The sequence below is a fragment of the Paenibacillus chitinolyticus genome (genome assembly GCF_045038035.1).
Taxonomy (GTDB): Bacteria; Bacillota; Bacilli; order Paenibacillales; family NBRC-103111; genus Paenibacillus_F; species Paenibacillus_F chitinolyticus_A.
Map to the genome: position 1 here is coordinate 4,587,798 of NZ_CP173427.1, position 22,716 is coordinate 4,610,513.

The 22,716-nt window shown below is 52.7% G+C and carries 26 protein-coding genes; 3 read left to right on the plus strand and 23 right to left on the minus strand.

Features of this window, described 5'->3' with window-relative positions:
• Positions 1-5 precede the first annotated feature (5 nt).
• Both ACI48J_RS20700 and ACI48J_RS20705 read right to left on the minus strand, forming a co-directional pair.
• On the minus strand, positions 6-323 hold the full coding sequence (locus tag ACI48J_RS20700) for a hypothetical protein (RefSeq protein ID WP_405080055.1): 318 nt from the start codon (positions 321-323) through the stop codon (positions 6-8).
• Between the two features lie 576 nt (positions 324-899).
• Positions 900-1,388, minus strand: coding sequence for a DinB family protein (locus ACI48J_RS20705; protein WP_326054887.1), 489 nt, complete (start codon positions 1,386-1,388; stop codon positions 900-902).
• Between the two features lie 236 nt (positions 1,389-1,624).
• Here ACI48J_RS20705 and ACI48J_RS20710 point away from each other — a divergent pair, with 236 nt between their 5' ends.
• Positions 1,625-2,602, plus strand: coding sequence for an aldo/keto reductase family oxidoreductase (locus tag ACI48J_RS20710; RefSeq protein WP_405083264.1), 978 nt, complete (start codon positions 1,625-1,627; stop codon positions 2,600-2,602).
• A gap of 127 nt (positions 2,603-2,729) precedes the next feature.
• Here ACI48J_RS20710 and ACI48J_RS20715 read toward each other — a convergent pair whose 3' ends face one another.
• A complete protein-coding gene (locus tag ACI48J_RS20715) occupies positions 2,730-2,984 on the minus strand; it encodes an HAD hydrolase-like protein (RefSeq protein ID WP_405080056.1) in 255 nt (84 codons plus the stop codon).
• A gap of 26 nt (positions 2,985-3,010) precedes the next feature.
• Positions 3,011-3,241 (minus strand): hypothetical protein, encoded by a 231-nt coding sequence (locus tag ACI48J_RS20720; RefSeq protein WP_405080057.1) that lies wholly within the window; start codon positions 3,239-3,241, stop codon positions 3,011-3,013.
• Between the two features lie 338 nt (positions 3,242-3,579).
• Between ACI48J_RS20720 and ACI48J_RS20725 the strand changes: the two genes are divergently transcribed.
• A complete protein-coding gene (locus ACI48J_RS20725; protein WP_405083265.1) occupies positions 3,580-5,256 on the plus strand; it encodes a fibronectin type III domain-containing protein in 1,677 nt (558 codons plus the stop codon).
• A 317-nt stretch (positions 5,257-5,573) separates the two neighbouring features.
• Here the strand turns inward: ACI48J_RS20725 and ACI48J_RS20730 are convergent, their stop codons facing one another.
• The 4 genes from ACI48J_RS20730 to ACI48J_RS20745 form a co-directional block, all read right to left on the minus strand.
• Positions 5,574-5,774, minus strand: a complete 201-nt coding sequence (locus tag ACI48J_RS20730) for a hypothetical protein (protein ID WP_405080058.1) — start codon at positions 5,772-5,774, stop codon at positions 5,574-5,576.
• Positions 5,775-5,786: 12 nt separating this feature from the next.
• Entirely contained in the window at positions 5,787-6,011 is a 225-nt protein-coding gene (locus ACI48J_RS20735; RefSeq protein WP_405080059.1) for a Spo0E family sporulation regulatory protein-aspartic acid phosphatase, read from the minus strand.
• 331 nt (positions 6,012-6,342) lie between these two features.
• Entirely contained in the window at positions 6,343-7,644 is a 1,302-nt protein-coding gene (locus ACI48J_RS20740; RefSeq protein WP_405080060.1) for a transcriptional regulator, read from the minus strand.
• A 298-nt stretch (positions 7,645-7,942) separates the two neighbouring features.
• A complete protein-coding gene (locus ACI48J_RS20745) occupies positions 7,943-8,245 on the minus strand; it encodes a DUF1805 domain-containing protein (RefSeq protein ID WP_326054875.1) in 303 nt (100 codons plus the stop codon).
• A 137-nt stretch (positions 8,246-8,382) separates the two neighbouring features.
• On the opposite strand from ACI48J_RS20745, the gene ACI48J_RS20750 reads away from it, so the two are divergent.
• Positions 8,383-8,916: a hypothetical protein gene (locus ACI48J_RS20750; RefSeq protein WP_405080061.1), complete on the plus strand. Its 534-nt coding sequence runs from the start codon at positions 8,383-8,385 to the stop codon at positions 8,914-8,916.
• 190 nt (positions 8,917-9,106) lie between these two features.
• Here the strand turns inward: ACI48J_RS20750 and ACI48J_RS20755 are convergent, their stop codons facing one another.
• The 15 genes from ACI48J_RS20755 to ACI48J_RS20825 form a co-directional block, all read right to left on the minus strand.
• Positions 9,107-11,002 carry a putative bifunctional diguanylate cyclase/phosphodiesterase gene (locus tag ACI48J_RS20755; protein ID WP_405080062.1) on the minus strand — a complete coding sequence of 632 codons (1,896 nt, stop codon included), beginning with the start codon at positions 11,000-11,002 and terminating at the stop codon, positions 9,107-9,109.
• A complete protein-coding gene (locus tag ACI48J_RS20760; RefSeq protein ID WP_405080063.1) occupies positions 10,999-12,489 on the minus strand; it encodes a PAS domain S-box protein in 1,491 nt (496 codons plus the stop codon). The genes ACI48J_RS20755 and ACI48J_RS20760 overlap by 4 nt, the downstream gene beginning before the upstream one ends.
• Before the next feature lie 215 nt (positions 12,490-12,704).
• On the minus strand, positions 12,705-13,073 hold the full coding sequence (locus ACI48J_RS20765; protein WP_326054904.1) for a DUF423 domain-containing protein: 369 nt from the start codon (positions 13,071-13,073) through the stop codon (positions 12,705-12,707).
• A 122-nt stretch (positions 13,074-13,195) separates the two neighbouring features.
• Entirely contained in the window at positions 13,196-13,501 is a 306-nt protein-coding gene (locus ACI48J_RS20770) for a hypothetical protein (protein ID WP_326054868.1), read from the minus strand.
• Positions 13,502-13,651: 150 nt separating this feature from the next.
• Positions 13,652-15,163, minus strand: coding sequence for a DHA2 family efflux MFS transporter permease subunit (locus ACI48J_RS20775; protein ID WP_405080064.1), 1,512 nt, complete (start codon positions 15,161-15,163; stop codon positions 13,652-13,654).
• Positions 15,138-15,608: a MarR family transcriptional regulator gene (locus ACI48J_RS20780; RefSeq protein ID WP_326054864.1), complete on the minus strand. Its 471-nt coding sequence runs from the start codon at positions 15,606-15,608 to the stop codon at positions 15,138-15,140. Before ACI48J_RS20780 ends, ACI48J_RS20775 begins: the two co-directional genes overlap by 26 nt.
• A 273-nt stretch (positions 15,609-15,881) precedes the next feature.
• The gene (gene kduD / locus ACI48J_RS20785) at positions 15,882-16,637 is read right to left on the minus strand and encodes a 2-dehydro-3-deoxy-D-gluconate 5-dehydrogenase KduD (RefSeq protein ID WP_405080065.1); all 756 of its coding nucleotides are present in this window, start codon (positions 16,635-16,637) and stop codon (positions 15,882-15,884) included.
• A gap of 29 nt (positions 16,638-16,666) precedes the next feature.
• Positions 16,667-17,416 (minus strand): DeoR/GlpR family DNA-binding transcription regulator, encoded by a 750-nt coding sequence (locus ACI48J_RS20790; RefSeq protein WP_009677137.1) that lies wholly within the window; start codon positions 17,414-17,416, stop codon positions 16,667-16,669.
• A 38-nt stretch (positions 17,417-17,454) separates the two neighbouring features.
• Positions 17,455-18,285, minus strand: coding sequence for a 5-dehydro-4-deoxy-D-glucuronate isomerase (kduI, locus tag ACI48J_RS20795; RefSeq protein WP_326054861.1), 831 nt, complete (start codon positions 18,283-18,285; stop codon positions 17,455-17,457).
• Between the two features lie 406 nt (positions 18,286-18,691).
• Positions 18,692-19,156 (minus strand): phage tail protein, encoded by a 465-nt coding sequence (locus tag ACI48J_RS20800; protein WP_405080066.1) that lies wholly within the window; start codon positions 19,154-19,156, stop codon positions 18,692-18,694.
• A 443-nt stretch (positions 19,157-19,599) separates the two neighbouring features.
• Positions 19,600-19,938: a hypothetical protein gene (locus ACI48J_RS20805; protein ID WP_405080067.1), complete on the minus strand. Its 339-nt coding sequence runs from the start codon at positions 19,936-19,938 to the stop codon at positions 19,600-19,602.
• A gap of 62 nt (positions 19,939-20,000) precedes the next feature.
• A complete protein-coding gene (locus tag ACI48J_RS20810) occupies positions 20,001-20,870 on the minus strand; it encodes an SMI1/KNR4 family protein (RefSeq protein ID WP_405080069.1) in 870 nt (289 codons plus the stop codon).
• A 19-nt stretch (positions 20,871-20,889) separates the two neighbouring features.
• Complete coding sequence (locus ACI48J_RS20815; RefSeq protein WP_405080070.1) at positions 20,890-21,399, minus strand: endonuclease V; 510 nt, start codon at positions 21,397-21,399, stop codon at positions 20,890-20,892.
• A gap of 232 nt (positions 21,400-21,631) precedes the next feature.
• Positions 21,632-22,003, minus strand: coding sequence for a YybH family protein (locus tag ACI48J_RS20820; RefSeq protein WP_405080071.1), 372 nt, complete (start codon positions 22,001-22,003; stop codon positions 21,632-21,634).
• A 25-nt stretch (positions 22,004-22,028) separates the two neighbouring features.
• Positions 22,029-22,694 (minus strand): HAD family hydrolase, encoded by a 666-nt coding sequence (locus tag ACI48J_RS20825; RefSeq protein WP_326054855.1) that lies wholly within the window; start codon positions 22,692-22,694, stop codon positions 22,029-22,031.
• Positions 22,695-22,716: the final 22 nt, after the last annotated feature.

Consider the following 22,716-nt stretch of genomic DNA (forward strand, 5'->3'; position numbering starts at 1 on the left):
TCCGATCACATTCCTTCCCATTTGATTATGGCCAGATATAATCCGGCGGTCAGAAGAGCGCATGGCACGATAAGCACATGCTGTCTGTTCACCAGACACGTCAGCAGGCCGAAAACAAAGGTAAACAGCGCCAGCAGCACACTAAAAGCAAGCACAGCCATCATGACCAGGAAGCCCGTCAGTTCATCTCCGAACGGCAGACGGCCTACGACGAAAGCCCCGTATTCCAATCCGATCGTAAGCAGCAGAAACAGGCTGTAATAGCGCCAGGTAAGCAGCCGCTTCCCTCCGTCCGCGGATTCCGTCCCCTTTTCGCTTCGCATGGCAAGCTCCTCTTCCCATCATTTGTAAGTCGATCCTTCTGTTAGAGTAGCATCCCTGGTCTCATTTGAAAATGCTTTTTGAAAAAGAAAAGTTCCGTTAAAAGAAGGTAAACAGAAAAAGTCGTTTGCCGATTCCTTCCCCATTTTCGGGCGAAACGAACGGCTTCTTAGCGGATCGGTCCGGCGCAAAGACGGAAAAAAACGCGTGCATGTCATGCACACGTTCTTTGTATTTCACCTTAGGCATCTCCCGGCGTGCAGCGTGGCATCGAATGCAAAGGCAGCTACGCGGGTGTAAATGAACGGATAGTACTAGTCGCTACCCTCGTGACGGTCAGAAATCGGCAGCCTGCGGGACAAGCTTCCGTACCTTCTCCACGTATGCTTGGTTTGTTCCGGTTTTAAAAAGAAAACACCAAGTGAAATTCACTTGATGTTCACAAATAGAAGCTATGTACGCTGCCCCCGGCAAAGCTTTGTAGGGCTTTCTTCGGGCTTTATTGAGTCTTGCTCCGTGCTTGCTACGGGCTTGCTCCGTGCTTGCTACGGGCTTGCTTCAAACTTGCTTCAAGCCGATTATTTGCCGATCTGCTCGCGTTCTTCCTTGCTCGGGCCGTAAACGCCCGGCACAACCAAGCCCGCTTGGCGCATAAGAACCGTCATTTGGCCCCGGTGATGAGCCTGGTGCTGAATAACCATGCGCATGACGGCTTGCATCGTGGTTTCCTGGCCGAACAGCGTTATGCCCTGCTTCAGCGTCTCGTCCGTCCACTGCTCGCCCGCCGCCCGGAGCAGGTTCGAGCTTGTCCGCTCGTAGACCTCGGCGATTTCCTTGGCGGACTCGGGAACTCCCGCTCCCCGCTCCGGTCCCTCGAATTTCAAGCCTGCCGCCGAAAAAATGCCGTACATGGCTTGAGACAGATGCCATCCAAGCTCTCCGAGGGAGAAGTGGTCTAAAGCGATGCTCTGGTCGAGCGACTCGTCCGTTAAGGTATTTAAAATTTTCTGGGTCAACGAAGCCTCATGCTTCCATTCCTGTTGAAATTCATTCAGACTTACGAACATACTTGTCAGCCTCCTTTAAGGAACTAATCTCTTTATTAGTATAATACAAAAAGGCCCTCCTTCACCAACGACGCCGCTCCATACGCTGGAGAGCTGCGCGGGGCATGAAAGGAACCTTCCGTTAAATCCGCAGCAGGATCTTCCTTTTTTGTTTTTTTGGCACTCTCCGCCGGATTCGGTATAATGAACAACGTACATACTGCTGCCGCATATTGCCAACAACAGGAGGAATCATGATGAACATACTGCCGTTAAAAAAACGCGGCCTGAACGCGAGCCGCCTCGTACTGGGATGCATGCCTTTCGGCGGAGGCTGGAATTCCGATCCGGTGACCAAAGAAGATGAAACGCAGGCGCAGAAAGCCGTCGAAGCCGCTCTTTCCATCGGAATCTCCATGTTCGACCATGCCGATATCTATACAAGAGGAAAAGCGGAAGAAACTTTCGGCCGTATTCTCAAAAACAAGCCGGGCCTGCGCGAGGAGATGGTGATCCAGTCCAAATGCGGCATCCGCTTCGCGGAAGGGGACGTTCCCGGACGTTACGACTTCTCCAAAGCCTATATCGGCGAAGCCGTCGACGGAATTCTCCGCCGTCTGGGCACCGACTATCTCGACGTCCTCCTGCTGCACAGACCCGATCCGCTGATGGAGCCGGAAGAAGTCGCGGAAGCGTTCGGCCGTCTTAAAGCCGCCGGAAAAGTCCGCTATTTCGGAGTATCCAACATGAGCGCCGCCCAAATCCGCTTCCTTCAGCGTGCGCTGCCCGATCAGCTCGCCGTCAACCAGCTCGAGATGAGTCTGGCGCGCCACGACTGGCTCGACCAGGGGGTTCACGTGAACCAGAAGGCCGGCACTTCGGTCAACTTCTCCGAGGGGCTGCTGGAATACTGCCGGATGGAGAACATCCAGATCCAGGCATGGGGCCCGCTGGCCCAGGGAAAATTCTCCGGCAACCTCGGAGAATCGGAGCCGGAGCACATCCGCAAGACGGCGGAGCTCGTCGGCAAGCTTGCGGATGAGAAAGAGACCACGCGCGAGTCTATCGTACTCGGCTGGCTCATGCGGCATCCGGCCATGATCCAGCCGGTTATCGGCACGGCCAACGCGGAGCGCATCGCCGCCTGCCGGGACGCCGAGCGCCAGGCGGAACTCATGACCCGCGAAGAGTGGTATTCGCTTTACGTCAGCGCGAGAGGCAGCTTCCTGCCTTAAGCGCATCCGCAACCTCCGGTCTGCTTCGGCAGCTCCGGGGGGTTTTTTATGCAAAAAGAAGGGGCCCCGACTCTGCCAAGCTCACAATACTGTGCAAATACTGTGCAGGGGAGCCTCCTTTAGACTGTCATCCGATCCTCTGCAGCCAGATCCCGCGGATGCCCGCCTGGCCCGCACCCCAGATATCATTGCGTGGATGATCTCCGACGAAAACCGCTTCATCAGCCGCAGCCCCAGCCTGTCCAGCGCCAACTGTAAAATGCGCTTGTCTGGCTTCTTGTTGACCGAAATAGCTGTCCATAAGTTTTTCCGAAAAATCAGTGAAAGTCCGGGTCCGGTCCAGCAGCGTATTATCCAGGTCAAACAAAACACCTTTGATCATCCTTTTTTCCCCTGAAAGCTGATCGGTTAAAACATCCCCCTTTTTTTGAGATAAGTCTGCAGTTCCTGTAGGATGACGATGGCCGCGCAAACGAGCAAACACACGAGCAGAATGATCCATACAACCCGAGCAGCCTGCCAATCCGTCAGGCCCACGGACCGCACCAGGTAAACGCTCAAATATCCTCTTATCAAATAGAACAAACCGGCGAGAAGCAGAAGCTCCGTCATCCGGTAAATTATTTTCCCTTTAGTCAATCTATCCGCTCCTCTCTCCGAAAATCCGCATGAAAGCGGCCCGCATACCGGCGCAAACTTCACCGCTAACCCCCGCCTTAATCCGTCATTATACAAGGAATATTTTACCACTAAAAAGACTTTGTCTAAATTCCCCCCTCCATAATAGGTTTTTATCCTTAATCGGGACAGGCCGCCATGGGATAATGAAATTGCGAATTGCAACCGTTTACATTCCAGGAGGGTTTGCGTCTGTATACGATGCTTCAGAACCCTCGCCCGTTCGGAAAGGAGGCATGCTCAACCCGCTTACCGGCAGAACCCGCACTTATCTCAATTAAAAAGGAGCGTACCGATTGATGAACTCTTACGCCACTCCCCGAAAAAAAATGATTCACCTTGCCCTCGCCTTCACGCTTGGCCTCGGCGTAGTGCCTGCTCTGGCTTCCAGCCAGGCTAGTGCGGCCGGTACGGCTGCGGCGGCATGCCAGGACCCCGCGTGGAACTCTACAACCGCCTACACGGCCGGCAAAAGAGTCTCCTACTCCGGCAAAACCTTCGAAGCCAAATGGTGGACGCAGGGAGAACAGCCCAACACGGCGAACACTTGGGGCGCCTGGAAGTATGTGAGCGACTGCGGCTCCACCGGCGGCGGAACGACGGACACGCAGGCGCCATCCGTTCCTTCCGGGCTGAAGGCAACCGCCACCACGAGCACCAGCGTCTCCCTGTCATGGGCAGCCTCGACGGACAACATCGGCGTGTCGGGCTACGACGTCTATCAGGGAACGGCTCTTGCCGCCAGCGTGACGGGAACGACAGCCCTCGTCACCGGCCTTACCGCCTCGACGGCCTACAGCTTTACCGTGAAGGCCAAGGACGCGGCCGGCAACGTTTCGGCCGCAAGCGCTCCGGTCAGCGTGACGACACCGGCAGGCGGAACCACGCCCTCCCCGGACCGCAGGTACGTGGCCTACGCCAGTACCTGGAACACCAGCATCTACGACTTGAAGCTGGAAAATATCCCGAATTACATCACGGACATCAACCTGTCCTTCGCCAGACCCGACACGAAGTATGTGAAAGGGTCCTACGCCTTCGACCAGGAAGTAGCGGGCTTTGAGTTTGTCGAGGGCGCCACTACGGGCCGCGGCCAGCTGAAGTTTACGCCGCAGCAGTCCCAGGATCTGCGCAGCAGCATCGCCGCGCTGGATGCGCGCGGAACGGATACGTGGCTCTCCGTGGGCGGCTGGTCTTACAGCCAAGGCAGCCAGTGGGCGAATTTCAACGCGCCGCATGTCGTCGACCTCGCGCTGGATCTCGGCGCTTCCGGCGTGGATATCGACTGGGAGTCGAGCGGCAGCAACTGCAACAAAGCCGCAGCCGAATCGTTCAGCTGTTCCAAAGACGCCGAAATCGCCGGCATCATCAACAGCCTGTACAATGAAATCAAGGCACGGGGCGCGAAGCTGAAAATCTCCATCGCCGGCTGGTCCACGGGAGCCTACTACGTGAAAGGCACGCCGTTCGAAGAAGGCAAAGTCCAGTACGGCTCGCCGTTCGGCGGCACGATGTACCGCATCGTGAAAGATCATGGCAGCAAAATCGACATGATCAACCTCATGTCCTACGACGGCGGGGTCTACTACGATCCGCGCGAAGGCTACGAATCGTACCGCGCCATCTACGGCGGGACGATCAACATGGGCCTGCAGATTGCGCCCGAAGGCTCCGGCGGTGCCGTGCTGAAGCTGAATGCCGCACCGGGAACCGTCTACGACGCCGAGATGCTGAACGGCCAGAACAACGTCGCCTCCGCTTACTACAACGTGGAGACACTTGTCAAATACGTCAAAAACAAAGGCAAGTCGTTTGACGGCTTCATGCTCTGGCAGCTGTGGAAGCAGCGCGTTCATCAGCCGGCCCCTTCGGACGGCGCCACCGAGAACAGCGCAGGCCAGTATGTGTGCCGCAACCTGCCTCTGGCAGGAGACTGCAGCCAGACCATTCCGACGCTGCCGAAGTTGACTCCGTAAACGAAAGCGGCATATCGGCACTTTGCAAGCAGCGGTTACCCGCGCGTCTTTCGCGCAGCGGTAACCGCTTTTTCGAGTTGAAAAGCGCGTGTAATCGGCAATCACAGATGCGCGTTCCGGCTCCGCTTGGCTGACTTTTCCCCCAAGCTGCGCCGGGTGAACTTCGATGCCCGCCTTCCCTTTTTTTAACACTTTCCTGCGAGGGTTTAAGCATTCTCGGCAAGCTGCGAGCTAACGCAAATAAGCGCTCGAACAAGATCGAAGCGCACAAGAAGGCTCTTAGTTATCCGAGCCGCTTTTGATCGGTTTTCCGGCCGTTAAAGCCGCCCTCGTTCATTGCTGCGATGCTCGTGTTCAGGCAGTTCTTCTCGCTTCGGGTCGACTCCATCACGTGTCCGCTTGCTTTTTTTACCGTCCAGATGGAATACCATAAACATGGCGCTTATGAGCACCCACATCAAAAACATGACAATGATGAGCTGTTCGGAATTGAACAATTGAATGATCGAAGTAGGCATACGGGTATTCTCCTAATTTATGAATTCGGCGGGACCGGTTATAGAAGAGAGGCTTAGATGAATAACAGCCGGGTACTTCTGCTCCTTGAGCTTACATTTCTCCCGCTGATAGGTATTCAAAACACGGTCTAATTCCTGAGATTTAGTTAGAACCCTGGAATCGGAAAATCCATATTCCCCTGCCAGCCGCATCATTTCTCTGCGAATTTCTTCAATATGCTGATGAATTTCGTCCATCCTCATACTCTCCTAAAAGGTAATATGTAAAACCTGTCCTTTACCTCTGTTCTTGTCATATTTTACATCCTTCTGTTAAATTATAGGATATCGCTTGAATGACATTACGCTTAGACGCCTTCTCTCCCGAATAAAAAAAGACATCCCCGGATTACCCGGGAATGCCCTTTCTGCCGCTACCCTCTTCAGCTGCCGGGTTAATTTCCCCAGCCATGCCCCAATTGTACGATCTTATGTACTTGCGTCTGCGGTTGAGCTGAAAATCCCGTGCTTGGAGCCAAAACGGCAATTGCCACACTCGACAACACGAGCAAAACAGATAGTTTTCTTTTCATCCTAATCGCACCTCATTCACTAAATGTTTAAATTCATTCTTTTCTTCAACGACAGCCAAATGCCTAAATCTTTCAAAAAGCGCCATACATTGAATAATGTTTCTCTCACTATTTATTCTAACAGAAAATTCCAATCCGTACAGTACAAATTTTATCCCTTTTCTACGATTTTGAGTCAAATGATAGGCCGCCAAATCGCTCAAAAACTGGGCGTACCGCTCCTTCATCACGGGCTTGTTGTATTCGCCAAATTCAGATTGATAGGTCTGATAGGGAAGATGAGAAGAAAAGCGGTCCAGAATGTCGTCGATCTCATATCCGTACCGATTGGCTATTTGTACGATTTTGCAGAGCGCCGTGAAAATATCGTCCTTGCGGGACGCGATGCAGTCGAAGTATTCGGGCAGGACCGTGAGGTCTCCGGACATGATGCGGTACAAATAAGTGTTCGCCACCGCCCATTCTCTAAACTGCTCGACAATACGTTTCTCCTCATCCGATTGTTCCCGCACCCAGTCCGGTTCCGCGTACAAGGAAACGTAATACAGCGCCTGATCGAATTGCTCGCGTTCCTCACATACCACCGAACGGATCAGCAGGGCCTGGAGGATGTAATAGCAAAGCGGACGTTTGGGTCGCTTGCCAGTCTCCCTGCCGGATTTCGAAGCCGGCTCAAGCCGGTACTGAATGGCCGCAATGCGGTGCAGCTCTGTCGCCAGCGTATCTACCTTCTCCCATTCGTGCAGAGTCCCGAATACGTAAGCCAATTGATTAAGCGCATCCAATTGATCCGATACGTCTAGCCGGGGCACATAGCTTTCGAATAAGGTCGCCGCACGTAAATTAGCTTTTAAATCATCTCCTATGGCAAGGGTAAACAGCCGGTACTGACAGAGGGCCAGTCTTTCGGAATGCTGATACTTTTCACTTTCCGCAATGCACTCATACAAAAGCACGGCAGCCTCTCTTCTTCCTTCCGAATGAAATTGTTCGGCCGTCTCAAACAACAAAGGAAGATACGAGAGATTTTCCAGCATCAGCCGTACCACGCGCAAGAGGAGGTCCAGTTTGTCCAGCTCAACACATCGGTGTATGAGCGGCCCCAATCTGCGCCAATCCGGGTTCGAATGAAAAAAACATTCTTCAATGTACACGTCATAGAAATGGCCTTCGTGAAGCCCCATTCCGGCGGTCATTCGATCCAGCTGCTGCATGGCGATCGGCCGGTTCCCGTGCAAAATAATGCTTAACGTACCGGAGTTGATTCCGGATATTTCCGCAAATTGGTTAATCGTCATCTGCCGGCGATCTAGATAGCTCTTCAATTGTGTGCGAATCGAAGTTATTTTTGGCCCCAAACCATCACCGCTTTCTAAAAACCAACGAATCCTGTAAGTTTTCCTTTCACGAAATAAATCTATTAGGACATCGGTCAATAAAAGAATTTGAGATAGAATTTTCCATTACATGGGAATTATACCTCAAATGATCTATCGGGACAATTAGATGAAGGATAACGTGCAAGTTTTTCCGCATAAAAAAAGGTGCGGGCGTCTGCGCAGCGGCAGCACCCGCACCCGAGGCTTTCCGAGTTTCCTACATCATTTTAAGTACGGCGTCACGGCCGGTCATGCCCGCGAAGATCCCCATCTCCTCGGCCGTATGCGTAACGGATTCCAGCGGAGCGTCGAGCAGCTCGCCGATGGTTTTCACACCGGTGGCACGGGCGGCGATAATCTGGCGGTCGCTCAGCCGTTCGTTCAGCAGAGCGACGTCAAGTGCTCCGCACATGATATAGCCTTTATCCGTCGTCACTACGAGCAGCGTCGTTTTGGGCAGCTTTACTTCTATGGCAATGGCTGTTTTTCCATCCAGTTCGACGGGTTCCACATTCATCATGATGACACATCTCCTCGCTTCAAAATCATAGGCAGTATATGCCCGGGTTGAAGTTTTGGTGCCGGAAAAACAGGGTGTATCTAAAGACCTATTTCATGCTATAGTAAAAAGACCAGATTCAGCGAGACGGAGGTCTTATGACTACTAACAAGAACCAAACATCCAAACAAGGCCATTTGTTTACCGTTAAAATTTTGATGGAAGAAGAAACGAATGGGCTTGCGCTTCAAAAGCTGCTGCAGGTCTTGAATAATGCTAATTTCGCAGATTTTACGATTGAACAGGGGATTGAGCTCGGCAAGCTGATCGCATTAAATACGCCTTCCTCCGGCACATCTTCGACCGCAGCTTCTTCACATGCTGACGTATCGGACGGATCACCGGCATCATCCGGGAAACAGCCGGCATCCAAAACCGGCTCGTCCGCACCTTCCGCTGCATCCGCCTCCAATCAGCATAGGCCTCAGGTGGAAGACAAGCTCCGGAAGATGATCAAGGACAACACCCTGATCCGCCTTTCCGTCGTAAAAGGGGCCGGCATCCGTCTCAGTCTTCCCTGCCGGGTTCTGAATTTCGATGAAGAATCGGGCAACGTTACCGTCTACCATGTGGATGAAAAGAAAGTTTATCTGTTTAAGCTCAACGAGATTGACAATATGTCTTTACATTAAAAAAGGCCCGGCGCTTACGCGCTCGGGCCTTTCTTCTATGCGGCGGCAAGGTTGACTGACGTCAAAAGGCGTCGCGTCGGGCACCTGAACTGCATCCCGGTGCCGCTTTCTCTCAAACACGAGTCTTACGGCACGGTTTCCTCCACATGCCTGCGGCCTTATCGACTGCTCCGCACCGTCTCGGCCCGGCCTAGGCTTCCTTGAGCCTTCCGGCGCTGCAGGTGATCCGGCGCAGCATGGAGCCCATCTTATCCGCCGTCAGAGGCGGGCTGAACCAGTAGCCCTGAACCTCGTGACACTGATTGCGGTGCAGGAAGGAAAGCTGCTCCTCCGTCTCCACTCCCTCGGCGATCACTTTCAAGTTCAAGTGCCGCGTCATGGAAATAATCGTGGCGACGATAGCGGCGTCGCTCGGGTCCTCCATGATGTCCCGGACGAAGGAACGGTCGATTTTCAGCCGGTCGACCGGAAATCTTTTCAAATACGACAGGGAGCTGTATCCCGTGCCGAAATCGTCGATGCTCACCTGGACACCGAGCTGTTTCAGCTCCAGAAGCGAAGCGATGGCATGCTCCACATCCATGGTCATGCTCTCGGTAATCTCCAGCTCCAGAAACCGGGGAGCCAGCCCCGTATGCTGCAGCACCTGATCGACTTTCGCCTTCAGATTATGCTGGAGAAACTGCCGGGAAGACAAGTTCACGGATACCGGAACTTTCGGAAGGCCGGCATCCTGCCAGGTTTGGTTCTGCTGGCACGCCTCATGCAGCACCCACTCCGAGATCGGCACGATAAGTCCCGACTGCTCCGCAAACGGGATGAAATCTCCCGGCGGAATAAAGCCTTTCTGGGGGTGGTTCCAGCGGATGAGCGCCTCCATCCCTACGATTTGACCGCTTTCGATCTCGACCTGCGGCTGATAATGCAGCACGAATTCGTTGTTTGTAATGGCCCGTCTGAGGTCGTTTTCCAATTGAAGTTTCTGAAGAGAGACGGACCTCATTTCGGAGTTGAAAATCTGGATGTCGCTTTTTCCGTTCTCCTTGGCCCGGGTGACGGCCATATTCGCATGCTTCATCAGCGTATCCGCGTCCTCGCGTTCGCGCGAGAGCAGCGAGATGCCTATACTTGCCGTAACGTGCAGCTCATACTGCTCCAGCATGAAAGGCTCCTCAAGCACGGACAGCAGCCGGGAGGCGAGCTGCAGCGCCTGTTCCCGCCCTTGAATGCCCGTGTAGAAAAAGGCGAATTCGTCGCCTTCCGTTCTGGCGATGAAGTCGTTATCCGAGATGCAGCGGGTGAACCGCTCCGCCACCTGAAGCAGCAGCATGTCCCCGTAGTCGTAACCGAAGCAGTCGTTAAACAGCTTGAAGCCGTCGATGTCCACGTACATGACCGCTACCCGCTGATGATGGCTTTCCGCCAGAAGCAGCGCCTCCGTAAGCTGTTCCTTGAACAGCCGACGGTTCGGAAGGCCCGTCATATCGTCGTAGTAGGCCATGTGCCGGAACTGCTCGTCGGCTCTCCGCCGTTCCGTGATATCCTGGAACATGAACAGGAACCGCCGGCTTGTCCCCTCCGTCTCGAGCGGCACGCCCGTAGCCGACAAGTCGATCCGGTACCCGCTCCGGTGGAGCACCGGGATATCGAACAGCTGCGGCGTCCCTGTGCGCAGTTCTCCGTAGCGCTGCTTGAGCTTATCCTGGTGCTCGTCGGATACGTAAGCTCCGAAAGAATTGCCGATCAGCTGCTCGTTCGTCGTTCCGAGGAGCCGTTCCATGGTCCGGCTTACCCGGGTTAATTTGCCGTGCTCATCCGTTACGCTGATCGCGTTCGGGCTGTAATCGAATAAAGTGTTCAGCAATCGGGAGGACTCATCCGCAATTGGCGGATCCACCGGCTTATTGTCCAATGCCGTAAGTCCTTCCTGCCCGGAAGCAGCGGGGTTGCCGCGCTTGTTAAGGATATACAGCGCCCCCGCCAGTACGGCTGAGGCCCCTAGGCAGATCCAGACTGCATAGGCTCTCAGCAGCGCACTTCCGATCACGATAACTGCTGCATACCCGCCTAAGAGAACCGGTATCATTTCCGTTTTCCCTCCATTTCGCCGCTTTCTCTGTTTATGGGCAGCCGAACGTAAACGGTCGTCCCTTCACCCATGACGCTTTCAATCTGAAGGGTGCCTTTGTGCTCCTCCACAATTTTGCGGCTGACCATCATGCCCAGCCCGCTGCCCTGATCTTTGGTCGTATAGAACGGCACGCCGATCTTGTCGATCAAATCCTCCGGGATCCCGTTTCCCTGATCCGCAATGGCGAAACAAATCCGCTTGTCCGCCTGCTCCTGCAGCCGGATCGTGATAATTCCTCCGTCCGGCATGGCCTCGATCGCATTTTTCAATAAATTCACGAACAACTGCTTCAGCTGATTCTCGGCCCCCATCATGCCGGAGAGACTGCCGTCCACGTTCGTCAAGAATTCGACGTTCTTGAGAATAGCCTGCGCTTCAAGGAGCGCAAGAACATGCCGGATCACAAGCTCCGGGTTTAACCAGGCGAATTCGGACGCTTTGGGCTTGGCTAGCATAAGCAGTTCCGAAAGGATGAGATCGATCCGGTTAAGCTCGGACATCATGATTTCATAGTATTCCTGCTTTCCCTCTGCCCCGGACTGCAGAAACTGGGTAAAGCCTTTCAGAGCTGTCAGCGGATTCCGGATTTCATGGGCGACACCCGCCGCAAGCTGCCCTACGGCCGACAGCTTCTCGGACGTTCTCATCCGTTCTTCCGTTTCCCTGCGCCTCGTTACGTCTTTGGCTATCGCATAAATCCCTTCCACGCGGCTGCCTACCTGAATCGGAAGCGTGTTGACCTCCACGGTGATCCAGCTTCCGTCCTTGCGCGAGACATTGAATTCGCCCGTCCGGGTTCTGCCGCTTTTCGCAGCCTCGAAGAGCTCCGCCGCCGTCTCCAGGTCTTCCGGGTAAATGAACCTCTGGCAGTGATGCCCCGCCAATTCGCCCGTCTCATACCCCGTGACCTGCCTCATGGTGGAATTAATACTGACAATGTGTCCCTGCATATCCACTATGCAGACGATGTCCGGATTATACTCGAAAAGGGGCCCAAGCTCCTGACGGCTCCGCTCCAGCTTTTCTTCCATGGCTTTGCGGCCCGTCAGGTCCTGCAGCTGCACATAATAGACATAGGAATCGTCCGTAACCGGGAGAAGAGCCACGTTCAGCATCGCCCAGACCCAGTGCCCGTCTTTATGCCGGAACCTTTTCTCCATCTGCAGCCTTTGGGTTTCGGCCAGTTCCTTCCACCGGCTCACCCAGTCCTCCGTGCCGACCGCCGCGTAAACGATATCGTCCTTGTTCATTCCGAGAAGCTCTTGACGCGTATATCCCAGCATCCGGCAGAGCATTTCATTCACTTCAAGAATATCTCCCTGCTGATTCACCACCGTCATCCCGATCAAGGCCTCTTTGAACGCGTAGGCAAACACGGGAATCATAGCGGGTGCGATAAAGCCCGATTCGTTATCCTCATCTGGACTGAATGACTTATACATCCGGTATTCCTTTCAACCAAAAGGATTTTGGGGTTGCTGACTGGGACAGGAAGATTATCCTGCTGATCCGCCCTCTTTCGACATTGTCGTCTTTCGTCAAACACCTAATCGACAGGCAAACGTGCAAATGGTAACAACTTCTACGCACTAGGTAAATTTTCCTGCTATTATTTAAGTCCCTTACAAAAAAGAAAAGAGCCGGATAAGTCCGGCTCTTATTTCATTGCGGCAATCGCCAGCATAACCCAGCCTGCCAGGAAAGCAACTCCGCCAAACGGCGTAATGGCCCCTAACACTTTAATTCCGGACAAGCTAAGCACGTAGAGGCTCCCGGAAAATAAAATAATTCCGATCAGTATTGCCCAGCCCGAGGCATTGACCAGGGTTTGATTCTGCGCCAGACGATCCGCGGCGAGTCCGATCGCGATAAGACCGACCGCATGAATCATATGATACTGCACGCCGGTCTGGTAGACGGCAAGCATATCCGCACTGATTTTCGTTTTCAGCATATGAGCGCCGAAAGCGCCCAGCGCCACCGCCAAAAACATATTGATGCTTCCCAGCATCATGAATAAACGCATCATGTCTCCATTCTCCTTTGTAGGGCAAAGTCGTCTCTCCCCATGATAGCGGATTATTCGTTAAGAATCCAATCGGGATGCGCCTTCCGCCATCCTTTCGCGTCTCCCGCGGACCTCGCGGATTACTCCGCCTCACCCACGTCGTGCTGGCCGATAATGAGCACTTGCGGCTCAAGGTAGGCACGGGTCGTAAACGGGTGCTGGAGCATGTCGACTTCGATGTCGACCACTTTAAAGCGGGCCGATTCGATGCCTTCTCTCTTGTCGTAAACGACTTCGAATTTCTTGAGGCCGAGCGAATGTGTAACGACCGAAGCGCCTACCGTCAGTGCCGCCCCTTCGATCTCTCCGTGTACAAAAAGCTGCTCCGTCAGCGCTTCGTTGTTCATATCGACGATTTTAACCCATTGACAAATGCTGCATTTCATTTAAAAGTCCCCTCTCTCTGCAAAGCCTGCATGGTTCCAAAATTCGACAACTCTCCGGAAGATTCCTTCTTGGAGCATGCCGTTCCAAAGCAAAAAAAATCATCCGGAAGCAGCCGCGGGGACTGCGTTCGGGACGATGTTCGTTTTATCTTATTTCGCCGAAACCGTGACGGCTTCGGAGTCTTTGTTTTCGATCACGACACTCTCGTGCTTGATCTCGACGTGCGGCTTCACTTTACGGATAAAGAAGGCCATGACGAGAGCGGCCACCGTCATCCATGTCGCCACGACGAAGGAATGGTTGATGCCGTAGATCGCGGACTGCTGGGCAATTTCCGCCATTTTGACCTTATCGGCGGGATTGATGCCGCCCGCGGCGACGAGCTCCGCTCCATGGGACTTGGCCGCATTGGTCATCAGGGACACGAGCAGGGCGGTGCCGATGGCGCCGGCCACGTTCCGGAGCGTCTGCGACATGGCCGAACCGTGCGCGTTCAAACGCTGGGGAAGCTGATTCATCCCTGCGGTCTGGATCGGCATCATCAGCATCGACATCCCGAAGCTGCGGATCGTGTAGAGCAGAATGAGCGTCGTGTACGTCGTATCCGCGGTAAGCTTGCTGAATTCGTAAGTCGTCACGGCCGTGATCAGCAGACCTGTGACGGAAAGCCAGCGGGCTCCGACTTTATCGAAAATAATACCGGTAATCGGGGACATGATCCCCATCAGGATCGCGCCCGGAAGAAGCAGAAGACCGGATTCGAAAGGCGTAAATCCGCGGATATTTTGCAGATAAAGCGGGAGAAGAATCATCCCGGAGAACATGGCCATCGTCACAATGACGTTAATGACGGTCGTGAGGGAATACATGTTGAATTTGAACACACGGAATTCCAGAATCGGCTTCTCGGTCACCAGCTCGCGCCAGATGAACAGGATGAGCGAAACGGCTCCGACAGCCAGGCAGGTCACGACAACCGTGCTGTCCCATCCGTCTTTACCCGCGTCGCTGAAGCCGTACAAGAGTCCCCCGAAACCGAGGGTCGAAAGAATAACGCCTAGAACGTCAAGGCGAGGTTTGGACGTGCGCGTCACGTTTTTAAGCGATACGGCTCCAAAAATCAGAGCGAATAGGGAAAGCGGGATAATGATGTAAAACAGGGCGCGCCAGCTATAATGCTCCATAATCCAGCCGGACAGCGTGGGGCCGATCGCCGGAGCGAAAATCATGGCGACGCCCATCATGCCCATCGCTTTGCCGCGTTCCTCTACGGGGAAGATCGTCAGGAAGACGATCGACATCAGCGGCATAAGCACGCCTGCGCCTGCCGCCTGGACAAGACGGCCGGTCAGCAGCAGCTCGAACCCCGGGGCGAATCCGCTTATGATCGTGCCCAGCGTAAACAATCCGACCGCTGCGATAAACAGCTTCCGCGTCGTGAATCGTTCGATCAGAAAGGCGCTGATCGGGACGAGAACGCCGCTGACCAGCATATAGCCGTTAGACAGCCACTGGATAGTGTTCTCTCCTACGTGGAGATCCTTCATCATGCCCGGCAGGGCGACGTTGAGGAAGGTTTGGCTGAGCAGGGCGACGAACGCTCCGATCAGCAGGGAGGCCACAATGGGCCCCCGCTTAAATTTGGGTGCTTCTGTACTCATGGGTTTCTTCATCTCTCACTTTCTGTAAAATCTCTAAGATTTGTGTATTGATACGCTCCAGCTGCCGCTGATCCTCTTCGGATACCGAAGCGAGAATATACAATCGGTCCATGTGCTCCCGTTCGACCAGGTTCCACTGTTCCAGCCCTTTCTCCGTCAGCTTGAGCGTAACGGACCGGCGGTCTGTCTCCGAACGCTCCCGGGAAACGAGGCCCGCTTTGACCAGACGGTCCACAATCCCGCTCGTCGTGCTGGTCCCCAGCAAAATATACTCGCTCAGTTCTCCCAATCCGATGTTAGGATGTTCCTTCAGATTTTTCAGAGTAAGCAGTTGGACCGGCGTCAGGCCGTACAGTTGGGCCGCCTTCATCAAGACTTGGAAAAAGGCCTGATTGACCTCACGGTAGGATTGAAATATCCGGTGAATGCGATCCTGTTCCTCCAATACTGATTCCTTCCCTTCTTTACTATTCGCCTCCAAATATTTTGCATACGAAATATTATAGGATTTAAATGGTTTCTAGTCAATCATATTCTTATAAACTTCATCAGTCTTTTTTGAGTCCCTTTTTCCATCCCACTTATCTGTCCAACGCAAAAAGCCCTTGCCTGGTTAAACGAGAAGGATGTTCTCATTGTAACCCGGAAGGGCTTGGCTTTATGCGGGAGGAGAGTTCGGCCCTGTCCCGATGAAGCGGAAAAAGCGGGGTGGGACGGGCTAGCGGACCATCCAGCCCCCGTCGACGCACAGAACGTGTCCGTTCATGTAATCCGAGGCACGGGAGGCGAGCAGCACCGCCGGTCCGGTCAGATCCTCGGACGTGCCCCAGCGCGCAGCCGGAATGCGCTCGAGAATCTGCTTGCTGCGGACCGGATCGTCGCGCAGCGCTTCGGTGTTGTCCGTGCTCATGTAGCCCGGCGCAATGGCGTTGACTTGGATGCCCTTGGAGGCCCACTCGTTCGCCAAAGCTTTGGTCAGGCCGGCTACGGCATGCTTGCTGGACGTGTAGCCGGGCACGTTGATGCCTCCCTGGAACGACAGCATGGAGGCCACGTTGATGATCTTGCCGGAGCCCTGCGCGATCATATGGCGGCCGGCAAGCTGGCAGAGCGTGAACACGGAGTTCAGGTTCACGTCCAGCACATCCTGCCAATCCTGGTAGTCATGCTCGGCGGCCGGCTTGCGCCGGATGATGCCCGCATTGTTGACCAGGATGTCGAGCCCGCCCAGGCCTTCGAGAGCCTGGCCGATTACGCCGGGCAGCAGGCTGCGGTCGGAGACATCCGCCTGGATGGTGACCGCGCGGCGGCCGAAGCTCTCGACCCGTGCCTTGACGTCGTCCGCGGGAGTCCGGTTCGTCACAAGCGCCACGTCCGCTCCCGCCTCGGCCAGACCGATCGCGATAGCGGCGCCCAGTCCGCGGCCCGCCCCGGTTACGACGGCTTTTTTGCCGGACAAATCAAATAAATTCATTGCGTACACCTTCCTTAGCCTAACGGTTATTAGAGGGGGGCCTGCAAAATGTTGACGGCTTCCCCGTATTTGCTCAGCGTCTCGGAACCGATGCCGCTGTCGGTGATCAAGTAGTCGATCTCGTCAAGCCCGGCAAACGTGATCAAGGCCCCTTTGCCGAACTTTTTGTGGTCGGCGACGCAGTAAATCGTTTTGGCGCATTCCATGTAGACGCGCTTGAGCCTTGTCAGCTCCTCCGTGAAAATGGTCAGCCCGTAGTCCGGATGAATGCCGGTGGCGGACAGAAACAGCTTGTGCACGTTGAGCTTCTTCACCCAATCCGGATCGGTGCCGACGAGCAGGTTATGATGCCGGTACCCGCCCGGCACGACAAGCCGGATCTGGTCCTTGGCCGTGAGCTCGCGGATAATGAGCAGATCGTTGGTCAGAACGGTAAGCGGCATGTTCTTCACCTTGCGGGCGATTTCCAGCGTCGTGCTCCCGGCGTCGAGCGCAATGATGTCGTGCGGTTCGATAAAAGTCAGCGCGTATTCGGCGATGGCGGATTTTTCGCGGACATGCTTGATATTCGGAATCTGCGGCAGCAGGCTCTCTTCGTCGGGCAAAGGGACCGCTCCCCCGTGGGTCCGCTTCAGAAGACCTTTCTCCTCCAGCTTCTCGAGATCCTCGCGGATCGTCTTTTCCGTGACCTGAAATTTATCGCTAAGCTCGGAAACTTTGACGCTTTTCCGGCTTTCCAGTTCTTCCAGAATGGTACGATGGCGTTCGGCAGCCAGCATGAATAATTCCTCCTTGCCTGTCAAACAGGTTCATGCTTCTACTTTAACTCGTTCATAGCCACCATATCCATATCTTTAAAGGTATAATTTTCGCCGGCCATAGCCCAGATGAACGAATAGTTGCTGGTTCCCGCTCCGGAATGGATGGACCAGCTCGGCGAAATGACGCCCTGTTCATTGGAGACCACGAGGTGACGCGTTTCCGAAGGCTCGCCCATCATATGGAATACGCGCGCGTCTTCCTTCAGATCGAAGTACAGGTAAGCTTCCATTCTGCGGTCGTGGATATGAGCCGGCATCGTATTCCATACACTTCCCGTTTTGAGCTGAGTGACGCCCATCATCAGCTGGCAGCTTTGAATGCCGTCGGCATGAATGTACTGGTTCAGAATCCGCTCGTTGGACGTTTCCAGAGAGCCGAGGTGGTTCGGATTCGCTTCCTTGATCGAAATTTTTCTCGACGGGATTTCCGCGTGAGCCAGCGCCGAACAGAAATAAACGCGGGCCGGATTCGATGAATCCTTGCTTGCGATCGTCACTTTCTTGTTCCCTTTGCCCACGTACAGCGCATCCAGACGGCCCAGCTCGAAGCTCTCTCCGTCCGCCGTAATAACGGCGTCTCCGCCGATGTTCAGGAATCCAACCTCGCGGCGCTCCAGGAAGTACTCCGTTTTCAGCGTGTCGGCCGCTTCAAGTTCAAGCGTTTCCTTGACGGGAACCGCGCCTCCGATGACCATGCGGTCATAATGGGTGTAGACCATCGAAATGCGCTCTTCCTGAAACAAATTTTCGATCAAAAAATCTTTTCTCATGCGTTCGGTCGTAAAAGTTTTAAAGTCAGCCGGGTTTGTCGTGTGACGGATTTCCATATGGGGTAACCTCCTATAAGGTACGTTTATGTTCATTTAAGTTCGTTTTAAGTGTATCATAACCATAGTGAACATAAAAGAACTTTTTTTGCATCGGATCGATTAACTCTTTTTTCATAGATTCAGGCGGCCGCCGCCATCTTTCTATCAATCTCGCATAGAATGATCTCAGAAAGGAGGTAAGAGTCCCCCGACCCGCACAACGAACCCAGCCGGCCCTGCCCCTCCTCTTCAAATAAAAAAAGCGGCGGCCTTCCGAAGAGGAAGGCCGCCGCTTTTCCTATGAATGGAACGGGAGTCCGGCTCAGTCTCGAACCCGTGGACACGTTCCAATATTTTTTCGATCAGGAGCCTGTAAGTCTTGTTGTATTCGGACAACGATTTCTCCCTTACATTTCTGCTTACCTCAATATTCTCCCTTAATTACAAAAAACGAACCCCGAATCGTTCCGGCTAGTTTGGACTTCTGCCTGGCAAACCTAAACTTCCCTTCCAGCTCCTGCGGCACCTCCATCCCCTCGGAAAGCTTAAAACCAACGGCCCGCTTCTTAGGGTCATCAACCGTATACATGACATTGAGCGCAAGCCCGTCCTCATAAAAGACGTAGGTAAATCGGATATTTTCCACTTGAAAATGCGACGTTTCCAAAGGTTTGGCCGCAAACGCAAGATCACGTTCTTCTTTCAAAATGCGGTTCACATAATCAAGGTTCTCCTGACTTTCGCTAGCGGGTACGACCGTAAATTCATGCTTATATTTGTTCATAAAATAACGGGCTTCGTTAGCACGCAAACCGGCAAGCGCTTCTGCAACAGGCGAAGACTCCAAACCAACCGTGGACACATCTTTAAAATCAACGATATACGACATTTAAATCTCTCCTCTTATCTTTTTGATTTCTTAAAACAGGAGGGTACCGAAGGCAGCCTCTCCAAATGGATGATTGTGCCCATATTATGTCCTCCTCATTCTTATTTTAAGTGAAACTTATTCAGGTTCCATACCTTGTTAATGACTGGTTCTCAATGAGACACCATTTGGTGTCATTTTTATTATAGGACACCGTTCGGTGTCGTGTCAATGACGTTTTTTTACTCCCCATGACAACTGCCGGCCGGCTGTGTGTGTCAACCTTTCATGCCATTTGGCTCTCGTATTGAATAGGCGGGATGCTGCGTCGGCGCTCATTGAAGAGTTCAAGGGTTTGAAATCCGATTACGTGAATTCACCCTGATTGCAAACCGATGAGGCTTGTTTTATCTTCGGCTATAACACAAAACGATCCACCAGCATTACCGGAGAATCGTCCTGTTTCACATGATATCGTCATTATTATTGCTTTTATATTCCGGCCATGCAGCCTTATAATAAGGCAGCAACTTCTCATGTGGGATCATGCCCCAATATTGAATAGTGGTTTTCACAACCTCCTTGCCGCCACCCATGAACATCTGTTGAATGATCTCCCAACTTTCCGATTTGTCATTGCAACTGCGTGTGGCATAGATTGCGGCAGTTTGTATATTCGAGTCGGTGTGGCACAAAAAGGGCGCAAAGTTTTGGAGTGTAATCGCGTCGGAAGATTCCAATACATACCCTACATGACGTAACGTTTCCGGGTCGTGTACTCTGTCGAGACTTTGCACGATCACTTTTATAAATTCCGATAAATCAACAGATTTACCATACCAGTTCAGAATCTGTAAAGCGTGTATTAGTCCTCATTTCTATCCGAATGCAACAGTTCCAGAAGATAGCCTCTTCCCGCGTCAACAGAGGTTTTGCAGATTAACTGAATGGCTGTGATGCGATCATTTTGTCTTTGCTCAGCGACGCTTTCTAAAAAATCAATGGTTGGCCGAGAGATTTTCTTAAACTTAAACATTCCATCAAGCGCTTTTGATTTGATTTCTTCGTTTGGGGCGTTTTGATAAACCTGTATCAATGCACTTTCATCGCCCGGCATTCTGCTGCTAAACCACGCGATATCATAATCCAGAATGATTTCGTCCAGCCAGCGCTCATACCAGTCCAGAAAGTTGTCTTCATAGACAAAGAAAAAGGGACGATCAAGATAAAAATCCGAAGTGTAAACGATTTTCCCCCTGTGTTTTCCTTCAAGTACGAGATACATATCATATTCGCAACCTTGTGTGCCAATACACAACATGCCGCCCAACACCCTCTCACGGGCGGCGTCGTATTCCAGGTCGGAGATGTCCTCATCATTGATCAGGGGCTCGGTCAAACGGTTCCATTCCTCTTTTGTCATTCCGGGGTGTAGAACGCATTTTTTAGTGAGTCCGCTATCGGTATAAGAAGTTGCCTTTTCAATCGAATAAATCCCGTAATATGGCCCGGCGCCTCCATTTCCGACTTTCGTTAAAAACTGGGTATAAGGCTCCGGGAGTGTAACCTGATTCTTTGCTTGCCAGTCCGCAAGCTCTTTTACGGTAAGCTTTTCATAAACCCTGTATTTGTGTGAGGATGCTCCAAACACCGAAAAAGCCGTATCTTTGCGCATGGCCTTTTCGAGTTTGTTTTTTATTCGATCAAGTTGCGTTTCTTTCTTCCAAAACAACATATTGAATTCCCCCTGTTGATTATAGCCGGGCTTCCTTCGTTTGCTTATCCAGCAATTTCAGCAGATGCGGAAATCGGTATTCTCCGTACATATTCTGTATGTTCTCGGCAGCGACTGCTAGCTCCATGCCGATAGAGGTTATATACAAAGGCTTGGAGCTGTTGCCTCGGTAAATCTTTTTGACTAAAGCTTCGTTGTCGTGAAAGGCACTTTTCGCAACACCGATCACTGGAATTTTTCCTGAAAAATCTGTGTAAACATAATGTCCGAGCCCGGGCTTTTTCTCATTGTTTAAGTACACATAGCCATCCACAACAATGGTATGTATTTGGTTTATATCCGTAAGTTTCAACAGTTCCTGTATGCAAGGGAGCTCTCGTTTATAGAAAAAACCTGTTTCGTATTCGTGAGGGTTTTCCGTATAAGACATGATGACTTCGTGTGGTTTAGAATCTTCCCAATTTCGAAAAATAACCCCCACTGATTTCGCTTGATTTTCCTCATAATACACATCGACAGCGATGATCATTGATAGCGATTCCTTCCTTCAAGCGCATTCTAAGCTATAAATGATAGCCACTATATCGCCTAATATTTTTCTGCCGCAGGCGCAGCACAGAGAAAATATCCACCATAAAACCATATACAGGATGGATTTTTGCCGTGATATCAGAGTCGGGTTACCGAACTATCCCGACTAATTTTTCGCTGTCACTTGTGACACGGTTCACCTCGAATAACCCCATCCTCGATCCCTCCCCCTACTGAACGCTCCCGCTCAAATGCTCATGCACAAGCTTCCACTTGCCCGCAGCATCCTTGACGAACACATTCGTCCCGCGCCCGCTGCCCGAAACGAACTTCCCTTCGTGGTATCCTTCCCAGCAGTACGTGTAAATGCATGCGGCCGACTGCGGACTCTCCGCAATCCACTGCACATCCCGGACCGAATACAGCTCATCCCGGATGAGATTCCACGTGTTCTCAAAATACGTCCGGATCTGCTCCGGTGTTGTGCAGCTCTTGTCCGTAAACCAGTAGACGGCCTGCGGATGAAGAAGTTTTTCGACTTCATTGAAGTCGTGTGTATTCGTAGCGGCTATGTAAGCTTCCAATGCCTTTTGGAATGTCATGATGGTTCGTTCCCTTCGTTTGTTCTTAGCGTTCTATCGCTGCACGTGATTCTCTTACCAGCTCAGTCAGATCCCGGACGCTCTTTAATACACGGTCCGGTTCGGGATCAAATCGTGCAGTCTGGACGGTCTCGAACCAGTGAGCTCCAATCGTCCTCAATCCGGCCGACTTTCCGGCTGTAATATCCGCGCTGCTGTCTCCGACGAAGATCGCTTCTTCTTTGGACAACCCAAGCAGCTTCAGCGCTTTAAAAATTCCCTCGGGATCGGGTTTCGGCCGCTCCACCTCATCGCCGGATACGGAGAAGCAGAAATATTTCTCAATGCCCAGCTTGTTCAAGCTTACATCGAGGGCTCTTCTGCTTTTGCCCGTTATGATGACCATCCGGACCCCTTGCTCTTTTAAATTCTCCAGCATATGTACAATGTCCCGGGGCATGCTCACTCTTTCATGAAAATGGTTTTCATAGAAAGCATAGTAATCCGCTATGGCCGCTTCGGCTTTGGATGTGTCCGATACATTCCGCCGGATGATGTCATCCTCGGTCGGTCCGAATTTGGCCGTAATCTGCTCGTCGGACAGCGTCTCGTTTTCGTACGTTTCAAAAACGCAGCGGAAAGCGTCGAATGAAAGCGGCAGCGTGTCCGCCAGCGTACCGTCGAAATCGAAAAGAACCGCCTGGATCGGCATGGGTGGGTCCTCCTTTTTTATA

Coding starts and splice junctions, on each gene's coding strand:
- ACI48J_RS20700 (WP_405080055.1), bottom strand. CDS start 323: ATGCGAAGCGAAAAGGGGACGGAATCCGCGGACGGAGGGAAGCGGCTG.
- ACI48J_RS20705 (WP_326054887.1), bottom strand. CDS start 1,388: ATGTTCGTAAGTCTGAATGAATTTCAACAGGAATGGAAGCATGAGGCT.
- ACI48J_RS20710 (WP_405083264.1), top strand. CDS start 1,625: ATGAACATACTGCCGTTAAAAAAACGCGGCCTGAACGCGAGCCGCCTC.
- ACI48J_RS20715 (WP_405080056.1), bottom strand. CDS start 2,984: ATGATCAAAGGTGTTTTGTTTGACCTGGATAATACGCTGCTGGACCGG.
- ACI48J_RS20725 (WP_405083265.1), top strand. CDS start 3,580: ATGAACTCTTACGCCACTCCCCGAAAAAAAATGATTCACCTTGCCCTC.
- ACI48J_RS20730 (WP_405080058.1), bottom strand. CDS start 5,774: ATGCCTACTTCGATCATTCAATTGTTCAATTCCGAACAGCTCATCATT.
- ACI48J_RS20735 (WP_405080059.1), bottom strand. CDS start 6,011: ATGGACGAAATTCATCAGCATATTGAAGAAATTCGCAGAGAAATGATG.
- ACI48J_RS20740 (WP_405080060.1), bottom strand. CDS start 7,644: ATGACGATTAACCAATTTGCGGAAATATCCGGAATCAACTCCGGTACG.
- ACI48J_RS20745 (WP_326054875.1), bottom strand. CDS start 8,245: ATGATGAATGTGGAACCCGTCGAACTGGATGGAAAAACAGCCATTGCC.
- ACI48J_RS20750 (WP_405080061.1), top strand. CDS start 8,383: ATGACTACTAACAAGAACCAAACATCCAAACAAGGCCATTTGTTTACC.
- ACI48J_RS20755 (WP_405080062.1), bottom strand. CDS start 11,002: ATGATACCGGTTCTCTTAGGCGGGTATGCAGCAGTTATCGTGATCGGA.
- ACI48J_RS20760 (WP_405080063.1), bottom strand. CDS start 12,489: ATGTATAAGTCATTCAGTCCAGATGAGGATAACGAATCGGGCTTTATC.
- ACI48J_RS20765 (WP_326054904.1), bottom strand. CDS start 13,073: ATGCGTTTATTCATGATGCTGGGAAGCATCAATATGTTTTTGGCGGTG.
- ACI48J_RS20770 (WP_326054868.1), bottom strand. CDS start 13,501: ATGAAATGCAGCATTTGTCAATGGGTTAAAATCGTCGATATGAACAAC.
- ACI48J_RS20775 (WP_405080064.1), bottom strand. CDS start 15,163: ATGAGTACAGAAGCACCCAAATTTAAGCGGGGGCCCATTGTGGCCTCC.
- kduD (WP_405080065.1), bottom strand. CDS start 16,637: ATGAATTTATTTGATTTGTCCGGCAAAAAAGCCGTCGTAACCGGGGCG.
- ACI48J_RS20790 (WP_009677137.1), bottom strand. CDS start 17,416: ATGCTGGCTGCCGAACGCCATCGTACCATTCTGGAAGAACTGGAAAGC.
- kduI (WP_326054861.1), bottom strand. CDS start 18,285: ATGGAAATCCGTCACACGACAAACCCGGCTGACTTTAAAACTTTTACG.
- ACI48J_RS20800 (WP_405080066.1), bottom strand. CDS start 19,156: ATGTCGTATATCGTTGATTTTAAAGATGTGTCCACGGTTGGTTTGGAG.
- ACI48J_RS20810 (WP_405080069.1), bottom strand. CDS start 20,870: ATGTTGTTTTGGAAGAAAGAAACGCAACTTGATCGAATAAAAAACAAA.
- ACI48J_RS20815 (WP_405080070.1), bottom strand. CDS start 21,399: ATGATCATCGCTGTCGATGTGTATTATGAGGAAAATCAAGCGAAATCA.
- ACI48J_RS20820 (WP_405080071.1), bottom strand. CDS start 22,003: ATGACATTCCAAAAGGCATTGGAAGCTTACATAGCCGCTACGAATACA.
- ACI48J_RS20825 (WP_326054855.1), bottom strand. CDS start 22,694: ATGCCGATCCAGGCGGTTCTTTTCGATTTCGACGGTACGCTGGCGGAC.